Raw genomic sequence first — 19,818 nt, 5'->3', positions numbered from 1 at the left:
GGAAGGGCAGCAGACCTGCGCACACAGAAAGGGGAATTGGACAATGGCTGCGTACGGAATGGAAGGAAAGCGGGGCGTCATCAGCGGCGGTACCTCGGGTATCGGCCTGGCGGCAGCCCAGCTGTTGGTGAAGGATGGTGCGGAAGTGATTCTCATTGGCCGGGATGCCCAAAAGGGTGCCCAGGCGGTGGAAAGCCTAAGCGGCGCCGGCAGGGCCCGGTTTGTCCAGGCAGATCTCAGCACAGTGGCCGGCTGCCAAAGTGTGGCGGCAGCCCTGGAAGACCAGAAACTGGATTTTCTGGTGAACTGTGCCGGGATGTACCAGGAACGGATGCTGGACCGGCTGACGGAAGAAGATTATGACCAGGTAATGAACCTGAATGTGAAAGGAACGGTGTTCCTGACCAAGGCCCTGCTGCCGCTTATGCAGGAGGAGGGCCCCTCGGTGCTGAATATTGCCTCTGACGCGGCTTTGGAGGGCAACTATGGGTGCAGCGTCTACGCAGCCTCCAAAGGGGCTGTGGTGGCCTTTACCAAGTCCCTGGCCCTGGATTTGGCGCCTTGGGTGCGGGTGAACTGCCTGTGCCCCGGGGATGTGGAAACGCCCCTGGTGCGCAAGCAAATGGAAGAAGGCGGCTACACCATGAGTGCCATGGCTTCCATCTATCCTATGGAACGGATTGGCCAGCCGGAAGAAGTGGCCCATATGATCTGTGCCATCCTGTCGCCTATGAACAGCTTTATGACCGGCGCTGTAGTCAGCGTGGACGGCGGACTGACGGCAAAATAGGAGGCGCCACATGGAGAAAAAATTAACGAGAGCCAATGCGTTGTTTATCGGTTCCATGCTGTTTGGCATGCTGTTTGGGGCCGGCAATCTGATTTTCCCGGTGCATATGGGGCAGCTGGCGGGATCCAATTTCTGGTCCGCCAACTGGGGCTTCATTTTTACCGGGGTATTTATGCCCTTCTTTGCCCTTTTGGCCATTGGGCTTACCGGAAGTTCCGGGGTGGAAGAACTGGCGGGCAATGTGCATCCCATCTTCGCCCGGATTTTTACCATTTTGCTGTATTTGACCATCGGGCCGGCTTTTGCCCTGCCCCGTACAGCCACCGTATCCTTCCAGATTGGGGTGGTGCCCTTTTTGGGGAGTACCAATCCCACAGTGGCCCTGGCCGTATTTACCTTTGTGTTTATGGCGGTGGCCCTGGCCTTTGCCCTGAAGCCTTCCAAGCTGATTGTGTACATCGGCAAATGGCTGAACCCGGCCTTTTTGACCTTCCTGTGCCTTTTGGTGTTGGCCGCCCTGCTGCACCCCATGGGGTCCGTGGCCATGATTGCACCCCAGGGGGATTACAGCGGCCATGCCTTCCTGACCGGTTTTAAGGAAGGGTACAACACCATGGACGTTCTGGCCATGTTGGCCTTTTCCGTTATCGTGGTGGATACCATGCATAACCTGGGGGTCACGGACCGGAAAACGGTTTCCCGGGACATTATCAAGGTGGGCGTGATTGTAGTAATCCTCATGAGCCTGATCTACACCATGATTACCTGGCTGGGTACTTCCAGCATGGGCAAGCTGGCCCTTTCTGCCAACGGGGGCATTGCCCTGGCCCAGATTGCCCAGTACTACTTTGGCCCCTTGGGCGGCCTGCTCCAGGCTGTCATCGTGACCCTGGCCTGCCTGAAGACGGCCATCGGCCTGATTTCCGCCTGCTCCGATACCTTTGCGGAATTCTTCCCCATGAGCCTGGGCTATAAGGGCTGGTGCGTGGCTTTTGCCGTGATTGCCTTCCTGGTAGGCAATGTGGGGCTGACCCAGATTATTGTGCTGGCCATTCCTATTTTGATGTTCCTGTATCCCCTGGCCATTACCCTGATTCTGTCTTCTTTTGCCCGGGCTTTGTTTGGCCAAAGCAAGCGGCTGTACCGCTGGCCCATGGTGCTGGCCGGAATCGCTGCCTTTGGGGACGCCCTGAGCGCACTGCCCCAGGGCCTGGCCAATTCTCCCCTGGTGCTGCAGATTCTCGGCTATTACAAGATTCTGCCCCTGTTTAGCCTGGGTATGGGCTGGGTAGTGCCCACCTTTGTGGCCCTGCTGCTGGCCATTATCAGCGTGAAGCTGGTGGGCGACCGGGCGTGATTTTGCGTTCTTTTGGGGAAAAGTGTATAATAGTAAGGTAAATAACAATCATCCAGGGATGATATTTCATACGAGGAGGGATTTCCCATGCAAAAAATTATCATTGCGGCTGCAGTAATGAGCCTGCTGCCCCTGACCCTGGCCAGCGCATCTCCGCTTGCCAAAATCGCCCCGGGAGCAGCCCAGATCGATGCCAATGTTACGGTGGGCACCCATTTGGAAGGCCAGAAAGACGGCCATTCCGTGGACTTCGACGGTGATACCCGGTACCGGGCAGGTGCTACGGTAGGCATTGCGGACAATTTGGGTCTGGACTACACGTATGCAGCGCACGAAGGCAACGAAAATGCATCGGTGCAATCCCACCAGGTAAACCTGGTTTATCAATTTAACCCCTATCTGTACGGCTTCGGCGGCTATGTACGGAACCGGGCCAAACTCCATGGCTACCATGACAACACCAGCGGTTATCAGGTAGGCGCCATTGGCCGGCTGCCCATTACGGACAAGACCACGGGCTGGGCCAAGTTTGGCATCGGCAACACCATCACCCAATACGAAGTGGGCGTGGGCTATGCCTTTACCGATAACTGGGAAGGCAATATTTCCTACAACGACAGCAAGTACAAGGATTTCTCCGGCGATATTGATGCCAAGACCCACGGTGTCAACGTAGGCGTATCCTACAAATTCTAAAAGCTGCGGCGCAAGCGTCTTTTCCGGCTCCTGCAAAGGGGCAGGAAAGGGCGCTTTTTTGCGTCCAAAAGAAAAAGGCCCCGCCCGCAGGCAGGACCCAGAAACAGCTTTGGTGCGATTGGCGCGAGTCGAACGCGCGACCCTCTGCTTAGGAGGCAGATGCTCTATCCATCTGAGCTACAACCGCATAACGCATCTATTATACCAATTCTGAGAAAAAAGTTCTACTTTTTTAGGCCAATGCCTTTTCAACTGCACAGGAATCAAGTATACTAAAAACAATCATGCAAAAAAATACACAAATCAGAAAAAGGAGAACTCATGAAAATCGTAACTGAACTGGCCCTGTTGTTCAGCCTGTGTCTTATCAGCGCAGGCATTACCCACCTGCTGCCGGTGGCCATGCCGGCCAGCGTGGTAAGCCTTCTGCTGCTGACCCTGCTGCTGTACCGGAAGGTCATCAAACCGGAACAGATCCGGGGCGTTGCCACCTTTCTGATGGGCAGCATGGGCATCTTTTTTGTGCCTGCCCTGGTGGGAACCGTGGAGTATCTGGAAACCCTGAAGGCCTATTTGCTGCCCTTTGCGGTGGTAACCCTGGTGACCACGCCCCTGGTGTATTTTGTTACGGCCTGGACCATCCAGCTGGTGCTGAAGTTCCGGGACAGACAGGAGGTGCCCCATGCTTAGTTCCTTTGCCAGCAATCCGTTCTTTGGCCTGGCACTGACCTTTGCCTGCTGGGCCCTGGGGCTGAAAATCCAGAAAAAGACCGGCCTTTTGCTGCTGAACCCGGTACTGGTGGCAGCGGTGCTGATTGTGGTGGTGCTTACGGTTTTTGGTATCTCCTTTAAACAATACAATGTAGGGGGCTCCCTGGTGTCCCTGATGCTGGGACCTGCCACGGCGGTGCTGGCGCTCAATATCTACCAGCAGCGGGAAATTCTCCATAAGAATTTTCTTTCGGTGGTGATTGGCTGCACGGTGGGCTGCCTGGTCAGCATTGGCGCGGCCATCCTGCTGTGCCGGCTTTTTGGCACCAACCAGGTGTTTTCCATTTCCATGCTGCCCAAAAGCGTGACCACGGCCATTGCCCTGGGCATATCGGAAAGCGGCGGGGGCATTCCGGGAATCACCGCGGCAGCGGTGGTGTTTACCGGCATTGAAGGGGCGGTGATCGTTCCCTGGCTGGCCAAGCTGTTCCGCATAACCCATCCGGTAGCGGAAGGGGTGGCCATCGGGGCCTGCAGCCATGCCATCGGCACCAGCAAGGCCCTGGAAATCGGCAAGGTCCAGGGGGCCATGAGTTCTATTTCCCTGTGTGTCTGCGGCATTTTGACCACGGGGCTGATGCTGTTTTTTGGCTGAAGCCAGCAATAAGCGTAGGATAAAAAAGATAATTTTGTTACAAGAAATTGTAATGAAATTATCTTTTTTGCATATTTATCCAATTTTGTTGCTATTTCCAGGGATACAGTATAGAATAAAAAATACTCATTATAATTATCATTATCCATTACAAGGAGGCGTACCTATGGAAATCACAAGGGAAGCCATCGAACAGGCGGTGGAGTCCTACCGCCAGGAAATGCTGGACTACTGGAAAGAGCTGGTGAATTTTCAGGCCGGCAGCAAAGAAGGAGAGCGCATGTTTGCTCTGCTGAGCCAGGTCAATGCCAAATTAAACCGGGAAGGCTTTGCCAGTGAACTGCTGCCCACGGGCAGCCCCATTCCGCTTTTGCGGGCGTACCTGGGCAAGGAGCGGCCGGGCAAACCTATTTTGCTTAGCGGCCACTTGGACACAGTATTTCCCAACGGCAGCTATCCGGAAAATCCCTTTACCATCCGGGACGGAAAGGCCTATGGCCCCGGGGTCAATGATATGAAGGGCGGCATCGTCATGGCCATTTACCTGGCCAAGGTGCTGGACAAGCTGGGGTATGCTAAGCATCCCTTCAAGCTGGTTTTTGTCGGGGACGAGGAAACCACCCATATAGGTTCCCAGGCCGATGTGCTGCTGGCCCAGGAGGCGGAAGGCTGCCTGGCGGCGTTTAATTTTGAAACGGGCCGGATGGACAACGGGCTTACCGTGGGCCGGAAAGGCTGCATGGACGTGTGGATTACGGTAACCGGCAAGGCCGGCCATGTGGGCAACGCCTATGCGTCTTCCAGCAACGCCATTGAGGAAATGGCCTACAAGATTGTGGAGCTGCGGAAGCTGACCAACCTGGATTTAGGGCTGATTGTCAGCACGGATATTATTTCCGGCGGTACGGTGTCCAATGCGGTGGCGGACCACTGCCGGATTGAGGTGGACTGCCGCTACGACTTCAATGCGGATAAGCCCATGCTGGAAGAAAAAATCAAGGAAATCTGTGCCCGGACCTATGTGCCCGGTACGACTACGGAAGTGCAGTTTGTGTCCAGCATGCCGGTGTTTGAAAAGACGGCGGGCAATGAGCACCTCCTGGACCTGGTGAACCAGGCTGCCCAGGAATTTGGCCAGCCAGCCTTTGGCCCGGCCCACCCCGGCGGCTGCTCCGATGCGTCCTTTATGGCCAAGGCAGGGATTCCCATCCTGTGTTCCTGCGGGGTGCAGGGGGACGGAGCCCATACCAAGCATGAATTTGCCAATGTAGAAACGATGTTTACCCGGACCAAGCTGCTGGCAGCAGCCATTTGCAAGTTATAACCATTTTGAGGGGGAGTCCACTGTGAGTGAAGAAACGAAGACGGTGCCGGAAAAGCCCGTCAACAAAACCTTATCGGTACCCAGTCCGATTCTGATTATTGCCTTTATCCTGTTTTTAAGTGTGGTGGCCAGCTACATCATTCCTGCCGGGATTTTTGACCGGGTAAAAGATGCGGCCAGCGGCCGGATGGTGGTGGATCCCAACACCTTCCATTTTATTAAGCAGCATCCGGTGGGCATCTTTGAAGCCTTTATGTCCATTCCCAAGGGCATCAAGGGAGCCAGCGAAATTGTGGGCTTCCTGATGATCATCGGCGGCGCCCTGAACGTAATGGCCGCTACCGGTACCATTCACGCGGCCATGGGCCATGTGGTGCGGAAAATGGCGGGCCGGGAAATCCTGATGGTACCCGTGATCATTACCGTGTTCAGTATGCTCAGTTCCTTTGCCGGGTGCAGCGAAGAATACATTGCGTTCCTGCCCCTGATTCTGTCCGTCAGCTATGCCCTGGGGTTTGACTCCATTACGGCAGTGGCCCTGGTGCTGGCTTCTGTAGGCACCGGCTACGGCGCTGGGGTGACCAACGCCTTTACCGTAGGGGTGGCCCAGAGTATTGCCGGCCTGCCCATGTTCTCTGCCATCCAGGTGCGTATGGTGATGCTGGTCATCCTGATTCTGGTGAGTATTACCTACGTGATGCATTACGCCAGAAAGGTCAAGAAAAACCCGGAAAGCAGCCCCATGTATGAACTGGACAAGATCTACAAGGAAAAGCTTAATATCGAGGAAGACGAAAATGCCCATGTGGCCCTGACCAAACGGCATACCTTGGTATTGGTGGGCTTTGTGGCCACCATCTGTGCGGTGCTGGTAGGGGTTATCAAGTTTGGCTTCTACATTGAAGAACTGGCTGCCCTGTTCCTGATGCTGTCGGTGTACGCCGGCGTGGTAGGGGGACTCAGCCCCAAGGGCTACTCCGATGCCTTTGTAGCCGGGGTCAAGAATATGGCCCTGCCCTGCCTGATGGTCAGCATGTGCCGGGGCGTGACCATTATCATGACGGATAGCAAGATTTTGGACACCATTATCTTCTATCTGGCTGGCGCCCTGAACCTGCTGCCCCATTACCTGATGGGCTTTGGCATGTTCATCGTCCAGGACCTGTTCAATATTGTGGTGCCTTCCGGTTCCGGTCAGGCTGCCATCACCATGCCCATTATGGCGCCTTTGGCGGATCTGGTGGGCATGACCCGGCAATCGGCGGTTATGGCCTTCCAAATGGGGGATGCGTTTACCAACTGCATTACCCCTGCCAGCGGGACCACTATGACCATCCTGACCATAGCTGGGGTGCCCCTGAAGAAATGGTGGAAGTTTGCGGTGCCCATGGTGGGACTGTGGTGGATTGTGGCCTTTGGGGTCATGAGCTACTGCACCGCCGTAAAATTGGGACCCTTCTGAGGCCTAAAACTCTATAGACAGCAAAAGAGGGTGTGAAATAATGAAACTTCTATCGTCGTTCGTTCCTTATTACCTTCAACATTTATGGTGTGCTCCCCGTCAAGTAGACAGTTCCTAATAATATAAACCTCTACGCCGCCATTTGGTAGCTATTATGTTTTTGCATAGGGGTCAAACGGCCCAAATTCCGCTGCAAACGGCCACTGTTGTAATACTCCATGNATGGTGTGCTCCCCGTCAAGTAGACAGTTCCTAATAATATAAACCTCTACGCCGCCATTTGGTAGCTATTATGTTTTTGCATAGGGGTCAAACGGCCCAAATTCCGCTGCAAACGGCCACTGTTGTAATACTCCATGTAGTTATTAATCATCGTTACCAAAGCTTTACGGCTGTCGAAGTCACGAGTATAGTACCGTTCTCTTTTCAGCATGCCCCAGAAGCCTTCCATCGGGCCATTATCAATGCATTTTCCTATCCGTGACATACTCTGCGTCATACCAGCATCTAGAATCATCTTGCGGAAATCCCTGCAGGTGTATTGGAATCCCCGGTCAGAGTGAAACAGGGGATGCGCGCCAGGGTTTTTCAACAATGCCTTATTGAAGGTATTGAATACCAAATTTTTATCGTTCCGGTTGCTTATCACATAGGAAACAATTCGTCTGTCATACAGGTCAATAATCGCGCTCAGATATACCTTATGCACAACTACCCCCTCATAGTAGTGAAATTCTGAGACGTCAGTACACCATTTCTGGTTAGGGGCATCGGCTTTAAATTCCCTATTCAAGATATTTTCTGCAATGTATGCAGGATCTATTGCACGCTGGGTGCAGCCCTTAGGGGCATATTTAATCGTAGACTTTATATTTATCACTCGACAAAGATGAAGAACGCGACCGTCACCAATTGCTATTGGTTTCGTGTCAGGATAGATCTTCTTATTTGGGGCTCGTAAGTCATCAGCTATTCGTCTGTACCCTTTAGCTGGGTCAGCCTTGTATATCTCTTCTATTCTTTTAGCAATTTCCTTGTCGTCAATTTCGCGTGCTGAAGGCTCTCTATGAAGCCATTTGTAGTAGCCGGCCCGGGACACTTTTCCCAATTTGCACAGGCCAAGAATAGGGTAATTCTTTTCAGCGTGCAGTTCTTTAATGGCTTCATAAATGGCTCCATATCTTATTTGTGTGAATCCCGCCTCCTTTCCACAATATCGAGTTTTTTTAGGAAATCAATCTCCATATCCTTGGCTTTGAGTTTTGCATTAGCCAGTTTGAGTTCAGCTTTCATACACTCATATTCTGTAGGGGCTTCTTCAGGGACTTCTACTGGCTTCCTGTGTCCGCGCCCATCTATGAGTCCTTCGGTATTGTACTTATTATATTTTAAGACGTAATTTCTGACTTGCTGGTAGGAAACCTTAAACTTTTCAGCGGTTTCATGGTAAGCATTCCCGTTTTCAATGCAGTATTTTACGATTTCAACGCGCTCGTCAAAGGTCGTTTGTCTAGCTTTAGTCATGATCTTGGCACCTCCAGTACCCGAACTTTTTAGTTCCTCATGACTATTATACTTCTTTAACCAGTCTCTGATTTGACGAGAACTTTTTAATCCGTATTTTTGTACCAGCTGGGACATAGTCGTTTCGCCCTTAAGATATTCCTCTACGCATTGGATCTTAAGATCAGCAGAATAACTTTTAACCTGTCTTTTGTTAAATACCTCAGGACCATTTCCTATATATTCATCTACCCAATACTGTACTGCTTTCCAGTGAACCCCTAACCTTTTTGCAGAAACCATTGGTGATTCTTCATGAGCAAGAACAGCTTTGACAGCCTTTAATTTATCCTCTGCACTGACTTTCGATATAGACATTTTACATACTCTCCTTTCAACGAATCCAGGAGGTTTAACTATATGCCAGTCTACTTTATTCATAGCATACCATTTATGGGGAAGGTGCCGCACAACGTGCGGCGGAAAGGGCGGCGACACTTCCTACAGCGGTTCGCTGCTAGCCAGTCATTTTCGCCTTGCAGGCTCAATTCCTGGGCAGCTATCGCATGGGCCTTATTAACCAAACATCCTTTGGAAGGATTTGGGGATGTTTGGATGCGGCCGCAACGCTTGCAGGAAGCGTTCTATGCCGCTACTGGTCAAGTAATAGACTTAGGGTAGTGCAAGTATTTACAAACTATGCTGCTTTGCGGTGCCCGTTTTGCACATGACTCGTATAGGCCTAAGACTGGCCCCTGAGCGGTTCGCTGCCAGCCAATCATTTTCGCCTTACAGGCTCAATTCTTGGGCAGCTATCGCATGGGCCTTATTGACCAAACAGCCACTTGTAGAATTTGTCGGGCTATTTGGATGCGGCCGCAAAGCGTGTAGGGGCCGTCAGTCCGCAGGACTGACTGAGGAAGTTTGTTAGATACGGTTATAAAGAACAAAAAACGACTTGCGAACTCTTTTGAGCTCGTAAGCCGTTTTTTCTTTTGGGGTAAGTATTATTTCACACCCCCTTTTTTCTGCGGCCGCAGACGGGCCGCAGAAAAAAATCCATAGTTCCAGGCTGTACAACCTTAGATACTATGGATAAAAAATATGAAGTTGGCGGGCTGCCGGCTCTGGCAGCCCGGACCCCGCAAAAGGCGCTAGGCCTTATTGCCTGGGGGATGCTTTTTGACAGTCCGGGCACAGGCCCAGGAAATACGTTTGATGGCGATAGATCAGGAAGCCGCTTTTATCTGCCACTTCATCATCAAAGGCCTTCTTGTAGTCCCAGTCCAGATTGAAAATCCGGCCGCAGGTTTCGCAGCGAATATGGGCATGCGGACGGGTATCCACATCGTAGCGCATAATGCCGTCACCCACATCAATCATGCGGACTAGGCCTATACGGCAGAAAAAGTTCAGCGCCTGGTAAATGGTTGCAAAGCTCAGCGTAGGCATTTGCAGCTTTACATCCTCATAAATTTCCATGGCAGTGGGGTGACGATCAGGATCGGATAGTGCTGCGTATACCTCCAGCCGCTGCGGGGTGATCTTTAACCGCATTTCTTTCAGACGCTGGGCCAGCTCTTCTCGTGTTAACATGGTAGTAGCCCCTCCTTTGGACTCATCGGCGGGAAACGAAGCCGGCTAAGGAAGTTCCGTTTCCAAGAATTATACGTAAGTTTCTGAAATATATACAAGAACCATTTTAATAATAGCTTTTAAGAAGAAGATTGTCAATAAAAACAGCGTAGAGATTTCTTATAGCCGATACTCGAAAAATGTTATCAATCAACAAAAGTCCCGAAGAAAAGCACAGTTTTTCCTCAATATAGATGCAAAGCGTGCATATTTTTATTAATATTTTCCATATATGGCATAATTTTTACCGATTGGACACAAGAATAAAAATATTTTTAAGGGAAAAAACACAGAAAAAAATTTTTTGACGAGTTTACAATTTTTATCATATATGTGTAAAATTCTTAACATTTCTGCATGGTAAAAAAGGAAAGCTGAAAACGGCCCCGGGAATAGTTAACCTAAAAAAGGATGCACCCGAAGGCACATCCTTTTCTTTGCAAAACTATTCTTCCAGATAGGCAGCCACGATTTCGCCCATAATGGTGAAGTGGGTGTCCTGGGTGTCACCGCTGGGCAGCGCCGGGGTGACCGTGGGGTAGAATCTGGCTTTGCTGGCTTCATCAGTGAGTTGGTCCAGATCCTGCTTTTGGATATAGATGACCTTGCATTCCAGGGTCAGGGGCAGTTCTTTGATGGCAGGAACGCTGACTTTTTCTCCGGGAACGGTGGTTAAGCCCAATTCCTTGATTTTGTCCAGGTCCCGGCCGGATTTGGAACCGGCAATTTGCAGCACCTTGGGGTCCAGGGCGCCGGTGGGTACGTTAATGGTAAATTCCCGGGTACGCTCCAGCAGGGGCCAGGTGTACCGGCTTTCCCGGACGTAGGCAGTGAAAACGGGTTTGCCCCAGTTGACGCCCAGGCTGCCCCAGCCAATAATCATGGTGTTGGTTTTGGTGCCTTCCTGGGTGGTAAGCAGGATGCCCTTGGGCAGGGCTTTTAAAATGGTTTCTGCCGCAGCAAAAACATCAATGGGTTTCTTCATGCAAATTCCTCCTCTATATACTGCACAATCAGTTTCATTATAACAAATCAAGTCAAGCTGTATGTCTTCTGCAACCAGGTTACGTATGATACAATAGTACAAGAAGACGAGGAGAGTGGCTTTTATGGCAAACGGACAAGAAAAGGAAATCAAATTGGTATCAACCCCGGCGGGACGCAAAAAACTGCTGCAGCTTCCCCTGGTAAAGGAAAAGCTGATTGCAGGCAGCCGGCATGAGCTGGCCCTGGTGAACCGATACTACGATACAAGGGACCAGAAGCTGACCCGGACGGGAATGGCCTACCGGATCCGCCGGACCAACGGCAAGGCGTTTGAAGCCACCGTGAAAACCCGGGGAGAAACGGTGAACGGGTTCTCCGCACGGCAGGAGTATACGGTGCAGCTGGAAAAGGAGCAGCCGGTGCTGGTGGGCTTTGCCCCCCAAATGGATGAAAAGCTCCAGACCCTTTTGACGGAAGACGAGCTGCTGCCGTTATTTACCGTGGAGTTTACCCGAAAAGTGGCGCTGCTTCAGCTGACCAAGAGTACGGTGGTAGAAGTGGCGGTGGATACGGGCAGCATCCAGGCTGGGGACAGTACGGAACCCATTGAGGAAATCGAGCTGGAAATCAAAAAGGGCCGGGAAAAGGACCTGCTGCGCTTTACGGCGGCCCTGTCCCGGGAAATTCCCCTGCTGCCGGAAGAACGCAGCAAATTCCAGCGGGGACTGGCACTGCTAACCCCGGACCGGGGGCTGTGGCAAAAACAGGCCCGGTACAGCTGTGAGGCGGGAATGCCGCCGGAAGGGGCTTGGCGGGGTCTTGTGGCTGCCAGCCTCGGCGGAGCCCTGGATCAGCTGGAACAGCGGCGCCGGGACCCGGAAGGTTTTTCCTTGGAAGAATATCAGGAGCAGCTGGCAGCCTGCCGGGGTCTGTGGCAGTTGGGGGAGGACTTTCTTTCCGGTACCTCCTGGCAAAAGGGGGACACGATTCTGCAAGGGCTTCTGAAGCTGCCCTTTGATCAGCAGGCCCTTCCTGAAGAAAAACGGCTGGAAGACCTTTTGGCTCGCCAGGAAGGCCAGCCTCTGCAGGAAGCAGCCCAATGGCTGAAACGCCAGGGCGCGGAGCTGGAACAACAGGGCAGCCGGTACTATGCCCAGGCCGCCGCCGCAGGCCTGTGGCAGCTGCTGTACCTGTCCACCCTGGCGGTGGAAAACCAGGAGGTGCAGCACCTGGGGGACCTGCGGACCCGCTACTGGAACAAGTGGCAGCAGGAGGCCCGGCTGCTTAGTGAAAGCGGCAATCCCAGCCCTTTGGCTGCCAGGGAGAATATGGCGTTGCTCAGCGGCCTCTTGGTGCTGGAAGAAGCTTTGTCCGGCTCGTTGGGCAAAAAGAAGCTGGTGAAGGCCGGGAAAGCCTACCAGGCTGCCTGGTACAAGGTCTGCCGGACCTGCGCCCAAATCGAAGCCTATCAGGCTGGCGCCCAGAAAGAGCGGGTGCGCCGGCTGGGCTTTGCCCTGTGCTATGCGGCAGGCTGGGAAAGCGCCGGGGTGGAAAAACAGCTGAAAAAGGCGGAGAAGGCCGGAAAGGCCCTGCGTAAGGAAATCCAGCGCCACGCTGAAATTAGTTTGGGCTAGGAGAAAAAAATAAAAGTCAAAAAATCAAAAAAGTATTTGACTTTTTGACTTTTAAAGTTTACAATAAGACCCAGGAAGTGAGAAGAGCTTCCTGGGTGATTTTTTTAGAACAAGAATATAAGCAGAAGCAGAATGACAATGACCGCCAGAAGTCCGATGCCCACCATGCCCAGCTGGGTAAAGCGGTGCATGAGGATTTCGGAGTTCAGGAGGGAGTAGCAGCGCTGGAGCACATTGATTTTGTTGTTGATGTTCTCCCGCCAAACGGAAGTATGGAGCAGGTACATGTACCGGGAATAGACCCGGGCGTTGAAAATGTCCTCGGTAACCCTAAGGGCGTTGTCCACGTTCCCCGTCAGCACGCTCATGTCCGCCATAACTTCCAAAAGGTGACGGCGCAATTGCCGGAAGGTGCGCAGGCGGCCCGGTCCTTCGGGACGGCTGGCCCCGTCGATTTCCGCGTAGGTCTGGTCAATGGCCCGGTTGAGGGCGGCGTCGTAATAGCGCAGCTCCAGGAACTGGGCATTGGCAAATTCCAGCAGGTCGGGCAGGTCCATGCTGCCGGTCTTATCGTACAAGAGGGCGGTATCCCAGGTGAGATACACCACATCGTCCGGACCGTAGGAGAACCGGTTGGCCAGGGCGTGATCCCGGGTTTCCTGGCTGAGGCTGGCTTTTTCCTTCATAATGAGGGGAGCCCAGTCCCAATCGGGCAGGGGATCCCGGAAGTAGTACACCACAAAGTCCTCGTCAAACTCGGAAATACGCATTTTGGTGCAGGCGGGCTTGATGGTATCGGTGACTCCATCGATAAATTCCCGGACATCTTCCTTGGGCAGGGCTCCTAAGGCAATGGCCAGGTCCCGGTATTGGGTATAGGTGATGTCTTCCGGTACATCCAGATGGAAAATCAGGCTGACTACCCCGATATCGAAAATCCGGGCTTTGACTTCGGTCAGGTACTCCTGGCCGGCCAGGGTCAATTCGTGACTGCCCAGTTCCACCAGTACAGGCGGATCTTTAAAGGTAATGGATTGGGGAGAAACCTTCTCCAGGCGCAGACGGGAGGCAATCTTGTTCCGGCTGGTCCAAAGGGCTTCTACCAGATTCAGATTGATTTCGTCGGCTACGTCAAACAAATGGTATAAATAAATGGACGAATTCATGATGTCCTCCTTGTGGACGGGTAAAAAAAGTATAATTCCATTACATTTCTATTCGTTGCAGAAGTGAAAATTCCTGCTTGTTTACAGAAAAAGTGCTATAACAATATGCTATGAAGAAGTTTTGCGGAGGTGTTGGATATGCAGGCAGAACGCTTGAATGATGAAGTTAAAAGTTTACTGGAGGCAGCCCAGCAGCAGGCCGTGATGAACTACCATCAGGAGCTGAGCACGGTGCATCTGCTGTCCGCCATGTGCAGCCAGCCGGACGGGTTTTTCAAATTTGTCCTGAAAAGCCTGCACGTGGATGAGAATGCCTTTAACCGGGATGTGGATCACCTGCTGAAGGAGATCCCTTCCGTGAAGGGTACGGATCAGCTGAGCATGAGCACGGGCCTGGCCCGGGTGTTTGCTCTGGCCCAGAAGGCTGCCGGGCAGGGAGAGGTGACCCCTTCCCACCTGCTGGCTGCTTTGTGTGACGATGGGGACAGTGAAGTAGTTTCCCTGTGCCACAAATACGGCATTACCCGGAGTGCCATCCGGGACCTGGTGGGCAAGTACCAGGGAGGCCAGGATGCAGAAGAAACCAAGAAAACCCTGGAAAAATACGGCCAGGATCTGACTGCCAAGGCCAAAAAAGGCAATCTGGACCCGGTCATCGGCCGGGATGATGAAATCCGGAGAACCATTGAAATCCTGTCCCGCCGGAAAAAGAACAATCCGGTACTGATTGGTGAACCGGGCGTTGGCAAGACCGCCATTGTGGAAGGCCTGGCCCGCCGGATTGTAGCCGGCGATGTGCCGGAATCCCTGAAGAACAAGACCCTGTACGCACTGGACCTGGCCTCTTTGGTGGCCGGTGCCAAGTACCGGGGCGAGTTTGAGGAACGGCTGAAAAAGATTTTGAAGATTGTTTCCGATTCTGCCGGTCAGATTATCATGTTCATTGATGAACTGCACACGGTGGTAGGAGCCGGGGCTTCCGAAGGCTCCATGGACGCAGGCAACATCCTGAAGCCCATGCTGGCCAGAGGGGAACTGCGCTGCATTGGCGCCACCACCCTGAATGAATACCGGAAATATATTGAAAAGGATTCCGCTCTGGAACGTCGGTTCCAGCCTGTCATGGTCAAGGAACCCAGCGTGGAAGATACCATTTCCATCCTGAGAGGGCTGAAGGAACGGTACGAGGTGCATCATGGGGTGCGGATCAAGGACTCCGCCCTGGTGGCAGCTGCTACTCTGAGCAACCGGTATATCAATGAACGGTTCCTGCCGGATAAGGCCATCGACCTGGTAGATGAAGCCGCTGCCCGTCTGCGGACGGAAATCGACTCCATGCCTACGGAACTGGACGAAAGCCGGCGCCGGATTCTGCAATTACAGATTGAGGAACAGGCTCTCAGCAAGGAAGACGATCCCCAGTCCAAGGACAGAATGGAGAAAATCCAGGAGGAACTGAAACAGCTGAAGGCCGACAATGACAAGCTCATGGCCCAGTGGAAAGAGGAAAAGAGCGGCATTGCCAAGGTGCGTCAGGTCAAGAAGGAAATGGACAACGTGAAGAAGGAAATGGAAGAAGCGGAACGTTCCTATGACCTGAACAAACTGGCTGAACTGAAATACGGCCGTCTGCCGGAATTGCAGAAACAGCTGGCTGTCCTGGAAAAGGAAGAACAGTCCGACAAACGCCTGCTCAAGGAAGAAGTGGACGAAGACGATATTGCCAAGGTGGTCAGCACCTGGACCGGTATCCCTGTCAGCCGGCTGGTGGAAGGGGAAAAGAAGAAACTGGCCCATTTGGCAGAAATCCTGCACAAACGGGTGATTGGCCAGGACGAAGCTGTCCAGGCTGTTACGGAAGCTGTAATCCGGGCCCGGGCCGGCATCAAGGATCCCAACAAACCCATTGGTTCCTTTATCTTCCTGGGACCTACCGGGGTGGGCAAGACCGAACTGGCCAAAGCCCTGGCAGAAGTGCTCTTTAATGATGAAAAGAGCATTATCCGGATTGATATGAGCGAATATATGGAGAAGCATACGGTATCCCGTCTGATCGGGGCGCCTCCTGGCTATGTTGGCTACGAGGAGGGCGGCCAATTGACGGAAGCGGTGCGGCGGCATCCGTACTCCGTGGTGCTGTTTGATGAAATCGAAAAGGCCCACGCAGATGTGTTCAACGTACTGCTGCAGGTCCTGGATGACGGCCGGCTTACCGATGGCCAGGGCCGGAATGTGGACTTCAAGAATACCTTGATTATCATGACCAGCAACCTGGGTTCCCATGAGATTATGGAAAACAAGGGCCAGATCGGCCGGGAAGAAGTACGGAATATGCTGATGAAGTTCTTCCGTCCTGAATTCCTGAACCGGGTGGACGACATTGTGGTCTTTAAGCCTCTGGAACCCGAACAGATTAAGAGCATTGTGCAGCTGATTCTGAAGCAACTGGGTGACCGGCTCCATAGCCAGATGGAACTGACGCTGACGGCTTCGGACGAGGCGGTGGATTACCTGGCCAAGACCGGGTTCGATCCTGCCTTTGGTGCCCGTCCGCTCAAGAGATTGATTGTACACACCGTGGAAACGGTGGTCAGCAACAAGATTGTGGCTGGGGACATCAAGAGCGGCGATGCCATCGAAGTGGTGCTGAAGAATGGCCAGATCGATGTAGTGGTGAAATAAACAAAAAAATAATGGTGCGCAGGAATGCGCACCATTATTTTTTATGCCGTTATTTGCCGTTTTCAGTCAGGGTATCGGCCGCTTCCCGGACAATCTGTTCCAGCAGCTCCTGGGAGGTTTCCTTGGTGCTGGTACGGGCGTCGGTGTATTGGCAGATGGCCTCGCCGTTTTTGGTGGCCAGGAAGGTTACGCTGGCGTAAGCTGTGCCGTCCGGTCCCTTTTTCTTGTCTTCTTTGTCTTTCTTGGTATCCTTCTTGTCCTCCGCTGCAGCGGTTTCCTCAGCGGCTGCTTGGGCAGCTGCTTCCTGGAGGGCGGACTGGGAAGGTTCCGTGCCTACGTAGTTGACCATAACCTGCAAGCTGATGGTCTGGCGCAGTTTTTTGTCAGGCAGCATCACCGGGTTGGTGTACAGGGTAACGCCTTCCTTATCCAAATCCTTCTGCAGCTTCAGATAGGTTTGCCGTACTGCGTCCTCATCCCGGACGAAGGAAGGATGATCCTGCCGGAAAGCCGCATCCCGCCGGCTAAGATCCTTCAGGTATACCACCTTTACTTTGTTAAAGGAAAAGCTGTCGCTCTTCCAGCCGCTTTTTTCAGCACCCGCGGTAAGGGGCACGGACAGCAGCGTTACCAAAAGAGCAGCCAAGGCCAGAAATTTTTTCATGGGTGATCCTCCTCGTAGTTTTTTACAAATACCATTTTACAACGGATGGGAACGTGTTTCAATGTCTTTTCGTTTTGACTCAGAAGGAAAATCGGGCTATAATTTGTACAGTTACAATTGTACCAAACAGGGGGTAAGGTGCGGGAAAAGAGGGATTTGCATGGCAATACCAATTTTTGTGTGGGCCGCAGCCGGAATTGGCGCGGCAGGATTAAAACTGTACAAGAGCGCCACCAGCTCTGAAAACATGGTGAAAAATGCCATTGAACGCTACAATGAGGAACGGTTCAAGTTCTATAAGAAAATGGAGGAGCTGCTGCCCCAAGTGGAAGCTTTGGCCCATTTGAAACTGGATACCTGGCATCATTATGAAGAGGTTTTTGCCATTCTGGACAAGATTGAAAACCTTCCTGGCCACTATACGTACAAAAGTCATAAGAATATGCACCTGCTGCCCCAGGACGTGCGGAAACTGCGCCGCATTGCCCGGGTGGTGGACCGGATCCGGGACCAGAAGCTGGATACGGAAGGCACGGGCATGCTGACCATTTTGGCTTTGCACGGGGGAGCTGCCAGCTCCTACAGCCAAAATGAGCTGGAACGGGACGAATCCCGGCTGGTGATGGAAAAAATCATGGACCAGCCGCTGTACACCTCCGAGGTGACGGCACTGGACGAAATGAGCGTCATCGAACGGATTATGGGCTTTCCCAAGGTGCTGCGCCCCGGCTATTTTGCCGGCAAGGACGGCAGCAAGATGACCCGGGAAGAAGCCCTGAAGTTCAAGACGGAAACCGATACCCAGTCCCTGCTGCTGGCGGACGTGGAAGCCCGGACCGCCCGGCTGGTGGAAGTGGTAACCCATGTGCTCAAAACCATGGAAACCCTGAAACAGGAACACGATGACCAAATTGGCTATTTGCAGGACCTGGCTGCCCGCAAACCGGACTACGAAGGCTTTACCCTGGAAGAGAAAGACCGGCTGAACTTTGTCATGGCCCTGGGCTTTGTGCTTAGGGAACTGGCGCGGACGGACATTGTCATCAAAAACGGCAATGTGACCATCATCAACCGGACGGGGCTTAGGACGCCTTTGGGCAAGGCCCAGGACCTATTGCCCCTGGATACAACTCCCTTAAATTATTAAGGCGGGAAATAGAATTATTGGAGGAACCTACGTGATCAGTACCAAAGCATTTAAAGCGTACGATATTCGGGGCATTGTGCCCACTGAAGTCAATGAAGAACTGGCCTACCGCCTGGGGCGGAGCCTGGCCTTTTACCTGAAGGCCAAGCACCTGGTGATCGGCCATGATATCCGGCTCAGCGGACCGGCCCTCAGCAAGGCTGCCGCAGAAGGTATGCGGGACGGCGGCGCCAGCGTCTGGGATTTGGGCCAGTGCGGCACGGAAATGATGTATTTTGCCACCGCCCACCTGAAAGCGGACGGAGGCATGATGGTTACGGCCAGCCACAATCCCAAGGACTATAACGGGATGAAGCTGGTCCGCTCCGGTTCCCGGCCCATTTCTGCGGATACGGGGCTGAAGGATTTGGCAGACCTGGTGTCCGCTGAAGATTTTGAGACCCGGGTGCCCAAGGCGGAAAAACGGGGCGATTACGAAGAAGTCAACATTATGCCCAGCTATGTGGACCACCTGCTGACCTATATCGACAGCTCCCGGCTGCTGCCGCTGAAAATTGTGGCCAACCCGGGCAACGGCGGTGCCGGGCCTGTAGTTAAGGAACTGGCCAAGCACCTGCCCTGCCGCTTTGTAATGATCAACGATACCCCTGATGGGAACTTCCCCAACGGGGTGCCCAACCCCCTGCTGCCGGAAAACCGGCAGGCTACGGCGGCTGCGGTAAAGGCAGAGAAAGCCGACCTGGGCATTGCCTGGGACGGGGATTTTGACCGCTGCTTCTTCTTTGACGAAAACGGCCGTTTCATTGAAGGCTACTATCTGGTAGGGCTTCTGGCCCAGTACTTCCTGCAAAAGCATCCGGGCAGCAAAATCTTGTACGATCCCCGGCTTACCTGGAATACGGAAGACATCATTGCCCGGTTTGACGGCAAGCCGGTGCGCTGCAAGAGCGGACACGCCTTCATCAAGGAATGCATGCGCCGGGAAGGGGTCTTGTACGGCGGAGAAATGAGCGCCCACCACTATTTCCGGGATTTCTCCTACTGCGACAGCGGGATGATTCCCTGGCTTTTGGTGATTGCCCTGATTTCCAGTTCCGGTCAGCCTCTGTCCCAGCTGGTGGACCAGCGGATCCAGGAATATCCCTGCAGCGGGGAAATCAACCTGGAGGTGGAAGACGCCGACCAGGTGCTGGAAAGCCTATCCGCCCGGTTCAAGTCCGGCATCCAAGACCGGATGGACGGCCTGAGCGTGGTCTACAATGAATGGCGCTTCAACCTGCGCAAATCCAACACCGAACCGGTGGTCCGCCTGAACGTGGAAACCCGGGGCGATGGACAGCTGCTGAAACAAAAGACCCGGGAAATGCTGGACCTGATTGGCGGCAAACGGGTATAGGAGGAAATA

At 53.1% G+C, this 19,818-nt stretch carries 17 protein-coding genes and 1 tRNA gene; 11 read left to right on the top strand and 7 right to left on the bottom strand.

What is annotated here, in order from left to right:
* The first annotated feature begins 43 nt into the window (after positions 1–43).
* The 3 genes from C7E10_RS05990 (at position 44) to C7E10_RS05980 (ending at position 2,843) form a co-directional block, all read left to right on the top strand.
* Positions 44–790, top strand: a complete 747-nt coding sequence (locus C7E10_RS05990) for an SDR family NAD(P)-dependent oxidoreductase (RefSeq protein ID WP_105326422.1) — start codon at positions 44–46, stop codon at positions 788–790.
* A gap of 10 nt (positions 791–800) precedes the next feature.
* Positions 801–2,147, top strand: coding sequence for a branched-chain amino acid transport system II carrier protein (brnQ, locus tag C7E10_RS05985; RefSeq protein ID WP_105326421.1), 1,347 nt, complete (start codon positions 801–803; stop codon positions 2,145–2,147).
* Between the two features lie 87 nt (positions 2,148–2,234).
* Positions 2,235–2,843, top strand: coding sequence for a porin family protein (locus tag C7E10_RS05980; protein ID WP_105326420.1), 609 nt, complete (start codon positions 2,235–2,237; stop codon positions 2,841–2,843).
* Between the two features lie 110 nt (positions 2,844–2,953).
* Here C7E10_RS05980 and C7E10_RS05975 read toward each other — a convergent pair.
* A tRNA-Arg gene (locus tag C7E10_RS05975) sits at positions 2,954–3,030 on the bottom strand.
* 134 nt (positions 3,031–3,164) lie between these two features.
* Between C7E10_RS05975 and C7E10_RS05970 the strand changes: the two genes are divergently transcribed.
* The 4 genes from C7E10_RS05970 (at position 3,165) to C7E10_RS05955 (ending at position 6,995) form a co-directional block, all read left to right on the top strand.
* Entirely contained in the window at positions 3,165–3,533 is a 369-nt protein-coding gene (locus tag C7E10_RS05970; RefSeq protein ID WP_105326419.1) for a CidA/LrgA family protein, read from the top strand.
* Positions 3,526–4,209, top strand: a complete 684-nt coding sequence (locus tag C7E10_RS05965; protein WP_105326418.1) for an LrgB family protein — start codon at positions 3,526–3,528, stop codon at positions 4,207–4,209. Before C7E10_RS05970 ends, C7E10_RS05965 begins: the two co-directional genes overlap by 8 nt.
* Before the next feature lie 166 nt (positions 4,210–4,375).
* Positions 4,376–5,533 (top strand): M20 family metallopeptidase, encoded by a 1,158-nt coding sequence (locus C7E10_RS05960; RefSeq protein WP_105326417.1) that lies wholly within the window; start codon positions 4,376–4,378, stop codon positions 5,531–5,533.
* Between the two features lie 22 nt (positions 5,534–5,555).
* The gene (locus C7E10_RS05955; protein ID WP_105326416.1) at positions 5,556–6,995 is read left to right on the top strand and encodes a YfcC family protein; all 1,440 of its coding nucleotides are present in this window, start codon (positions 5,556–5,558) and stop codon (positions 6,993–6,995) included.
* 268 nt (positions 6,996–7,263) lie between these two features.
* Here C7E10_RS05955 and C7E10_RS05950 read toward each other — a convergent pair whose 3' ends face one another.
* The 4 genes from C7E10_RS05950 to C7E10_RS05930 all read right to left on the bottom strand — a co-directional run bounded on the left by C7E10_RS05950 (position 7,264) and on the right by C7E10_RS05930 (position 11,118).
* Positions 7,264–8,154, bottom strand: a complete 891-nt coding sequence (locus tag C7E10_RS05950; RefSeq protein ID WP_255419934.1) for an IS3 family transposase — start codon at positions 8,152–8,154, stop codon at positions 7,264–7,266.
* A 23-nt stretch (positions 8,155–8,177) separates the two neighbouring features.
* Positions 8,178–8,939: a helix-turn-helix domain-containing protein gene (locus C7E10_RS05945; RefSeq protein WP_105325742.1), complete on the bottom strand. Its 762-nt coding sequence runs from the start codon at positions 8,937–8,939 to the stop codon at positions 8,178–8,180.
* 720 nt (positions 8,940–9,659) lie between these two features.
* Entirely contained in the window at positions 9,660–10,094 is a 435-nt protein-coding gene (locus tag C7E10_RS05935) for a Fur family transcriptional regulator (protein ID WP_105326414.1), read from the bottom strand.
* A 484-nt stretch (positions 10,095–10,578) separates the two neighbouring features.
* Positions 10,579–11,118: a flavin reductase family protein gene (locus C7E10_RS05930; RefSeq protein WP_105326413.1), complete on the bottom strand. Its 540-nt coding sequence runs from the start codon at positions 11,116–11,118 to the stop codon at positions 10,579–10,581.
* A gap of 124 nt (positions 11,119–11,242) precedes the next feature.
* Between C7E10_RS05930 and C7E10_RS05925 the strand changes: the two genes are divergently transcribed.
* Complete coding sequence (locus C7E10_RS05925; RefSeq protein WP_105326412.1) at positions 11,243–12,754, top strand: CYTH domain-containing protein; 1,512 nt, start codon at positions 11,243–11,245, stop codon at positions 12,752–12,754.
* Positions 12,755–12,858: 104 nt separating this feature from the next.
* On the opposite strand, the gene C7E10_RS05920 is transcribed toward C7E10_RS05925, so the two are convergent.
* Complete coding sequence (locus C7E10_RS05920; protein WP_105326411.1) at positions 12,859–13,920, bottom strand: hypothetical protein; 1,062 nt, start codon at positions 13,918–13,920, stop codon at positions 12,859–12,861.
* A gap of 138 nt (positions 13,921–14,058) precedes the next feature.
* On the opposite strand from C7E10_RS05920, the gene clpB reads away from it, so the two are divergent.
* On the top strand, positions 14,059–16,602 hold the full coding sequence (gene clpB / locus C7E10_RS05915) for an ATP-dependent chaperone ClpB (protein ID WP_105326410.1): 2,544 nt from the start codon (positions 14,059–14,061) through the stop codon (positions 16,600–16,602).
* A gap of 49 nt (positions 16,603–16,651) precedes the next feature.
* On the opposite strand, the gene C7E10_RS05910 is transcribed toward clpB, so the two are convergent.
* Positions 16,652–17,266, bottom strand: a complete 615-nt coding sequence (locus C7E10_RS05910) for a hypothetical protein (protein WP_105326409.1) — start codon at positions 17,264–17,266, stop codon at positions 16,652–16,654.
* 160 nt (positions 17,267–17,426) lie between these two features.
* Here C7E10_RS05910 and C7E10_RS05905 point away from each other — a divergent pair, with 160 nt between their 5' ends.
* Entirely contained in the window at positions 17,427–18,413 is a 987-nt protein-coding gene (locus C7E10_RS05905) for a hypothetical protein (protein ID WP_105326408.1), read from the top strand.
* A gap of 31 nt (positions 18,414–18,444) precedes the next feature.
* Positions 18,445–19,809, top strand: a complete 1,365-nt coding sequence (locus tag C7E10_RS05900; protein WP_105326407.1) for a phosphohexomutase domain-containing protein — start codon at positions 18,445–18,447, stop codon at positions 19,807–19,809.
* The last annotated feature ends 9 nt before the right edge of the window (positions 19,810–19,818 follow it).

This window comes from Acidaminococcus hominis (assembly GCF_900291475.1).
Lineage (GTDB): Bacteria > Bacillota > Negativicutes > Acidaminococcales > Acidaminococcaceae > Acidaminococcus > Acidaminococcus hominis.
This window is presented reverse-complemented; position numbering and strand designations above follow the sequence as displayed.

What these genes read in the sequence shown, in the direction of transcription:
- C7E10_RS05910 (WP_105326409.1), bottom strand. Translation starts at nt 17,266, where the DNA reads ATGAAAAAATTTCTGGCCTTGGCTGCTCTTTTGGTAACGCTGCTGTCC.
- C7E10_RS05920 (WP_105326411.1), bottom strand. Translation starts at nt 13,920, where the DNA reads ATGAATTCGTCCATTTATTTATACCATTTGTTTGACGTAGCCGACGAA.
- C7E10_RS05970 (WP_105326419.1), top strand. Translation starts at nt 3,165, where the DNA reads ATGAAAATCGTAACTGAACTGGCCCTGTTGTTCAGCCTGTGTCTTATC.
- C7E10_RS05925 (WP_105326412.1), top strand. Translation starts at nt 11,243, where the DNA reads ATGGCAAACGGACAAGAAAAGGAAATCAAATTGGTATCAACCCCGGCG.
- C7E10_RS05980 (WP_105326420.1), top strand. Translation starts at nt 2,235, where the DNA reads ATGCAAAAAATTATCATTGCGGCTGCAGTAATGAGCCTGCTGCCCCTG.
- C7E10_RS05945 (WP_105325742.1), bottom strand. Translation starts at nt 8,939, where the DNA reads ATGAATAAAGTAGACTGGCATATAGTTAAACCTCCTGGATTCGTTGAA.
- C7E10_RS05990 (WP_105326422.1), top strand. Translation starts at nt 44, where the DNA reads ATGGCTGCGTACGGAATGGAAGGAAAGCGGGGCGTCATCAGCGGCGGT.
- C7E10_RS05960 (WP_105326417.1), top strand. Translation starts at nt 4,376, where the DNA reads ATGGAAATCACAAGGGAAGCCATCGAACAGGCGGTGGAGTCCTACCGC.
- brnQ (WP_105326421.1), top strand. Translation starts at nt 801, where the DNA reads ATGGAGAAAAAATTAACGAGAGCCAATGCGTTGTTTATCGGTTCCATG.
- clpB (WP_105326410.1), top strand. Translation starts at nt 14,059, where the DNA reads ATGCAGGCAGAACGCTTGAATGATGAAGTTAAAAGTTTACTGGAGGCA.
- C7E10_RS05905 (WP_105326408.1), top strand. Translation starts at nt 17,427, where the DNA reads ATGGCAATACCAATTTTTGTGTGGGCCGCAGCCGGAATTGGCGCGGCA.
- C7E10_RS05930 (WP_105326413.1), bottom strand. Translation starts at nt 11,118, where the DNA reads ATGAAGAAACCCATTGATGTTTTTGCTGCGGCAGAAACCATTTTAAAA.
- C7E10_RS05935 (WP_105326414.1), bottom strand. Translation starts at nt 10,094, where the DNA reads ATGTTAACACGAGAAGAGCTGGCCCAGCGTCTGAAAGAAATGCGGTTA.
- C7E10_RS05965 (WP_105326418.1), top strand. Translation starts at nt 3,526, where the DNA reads ATGCTTAGTTCCTTTGCCAGCAATCCGTTCTTTGGCCTGGCACTGACC.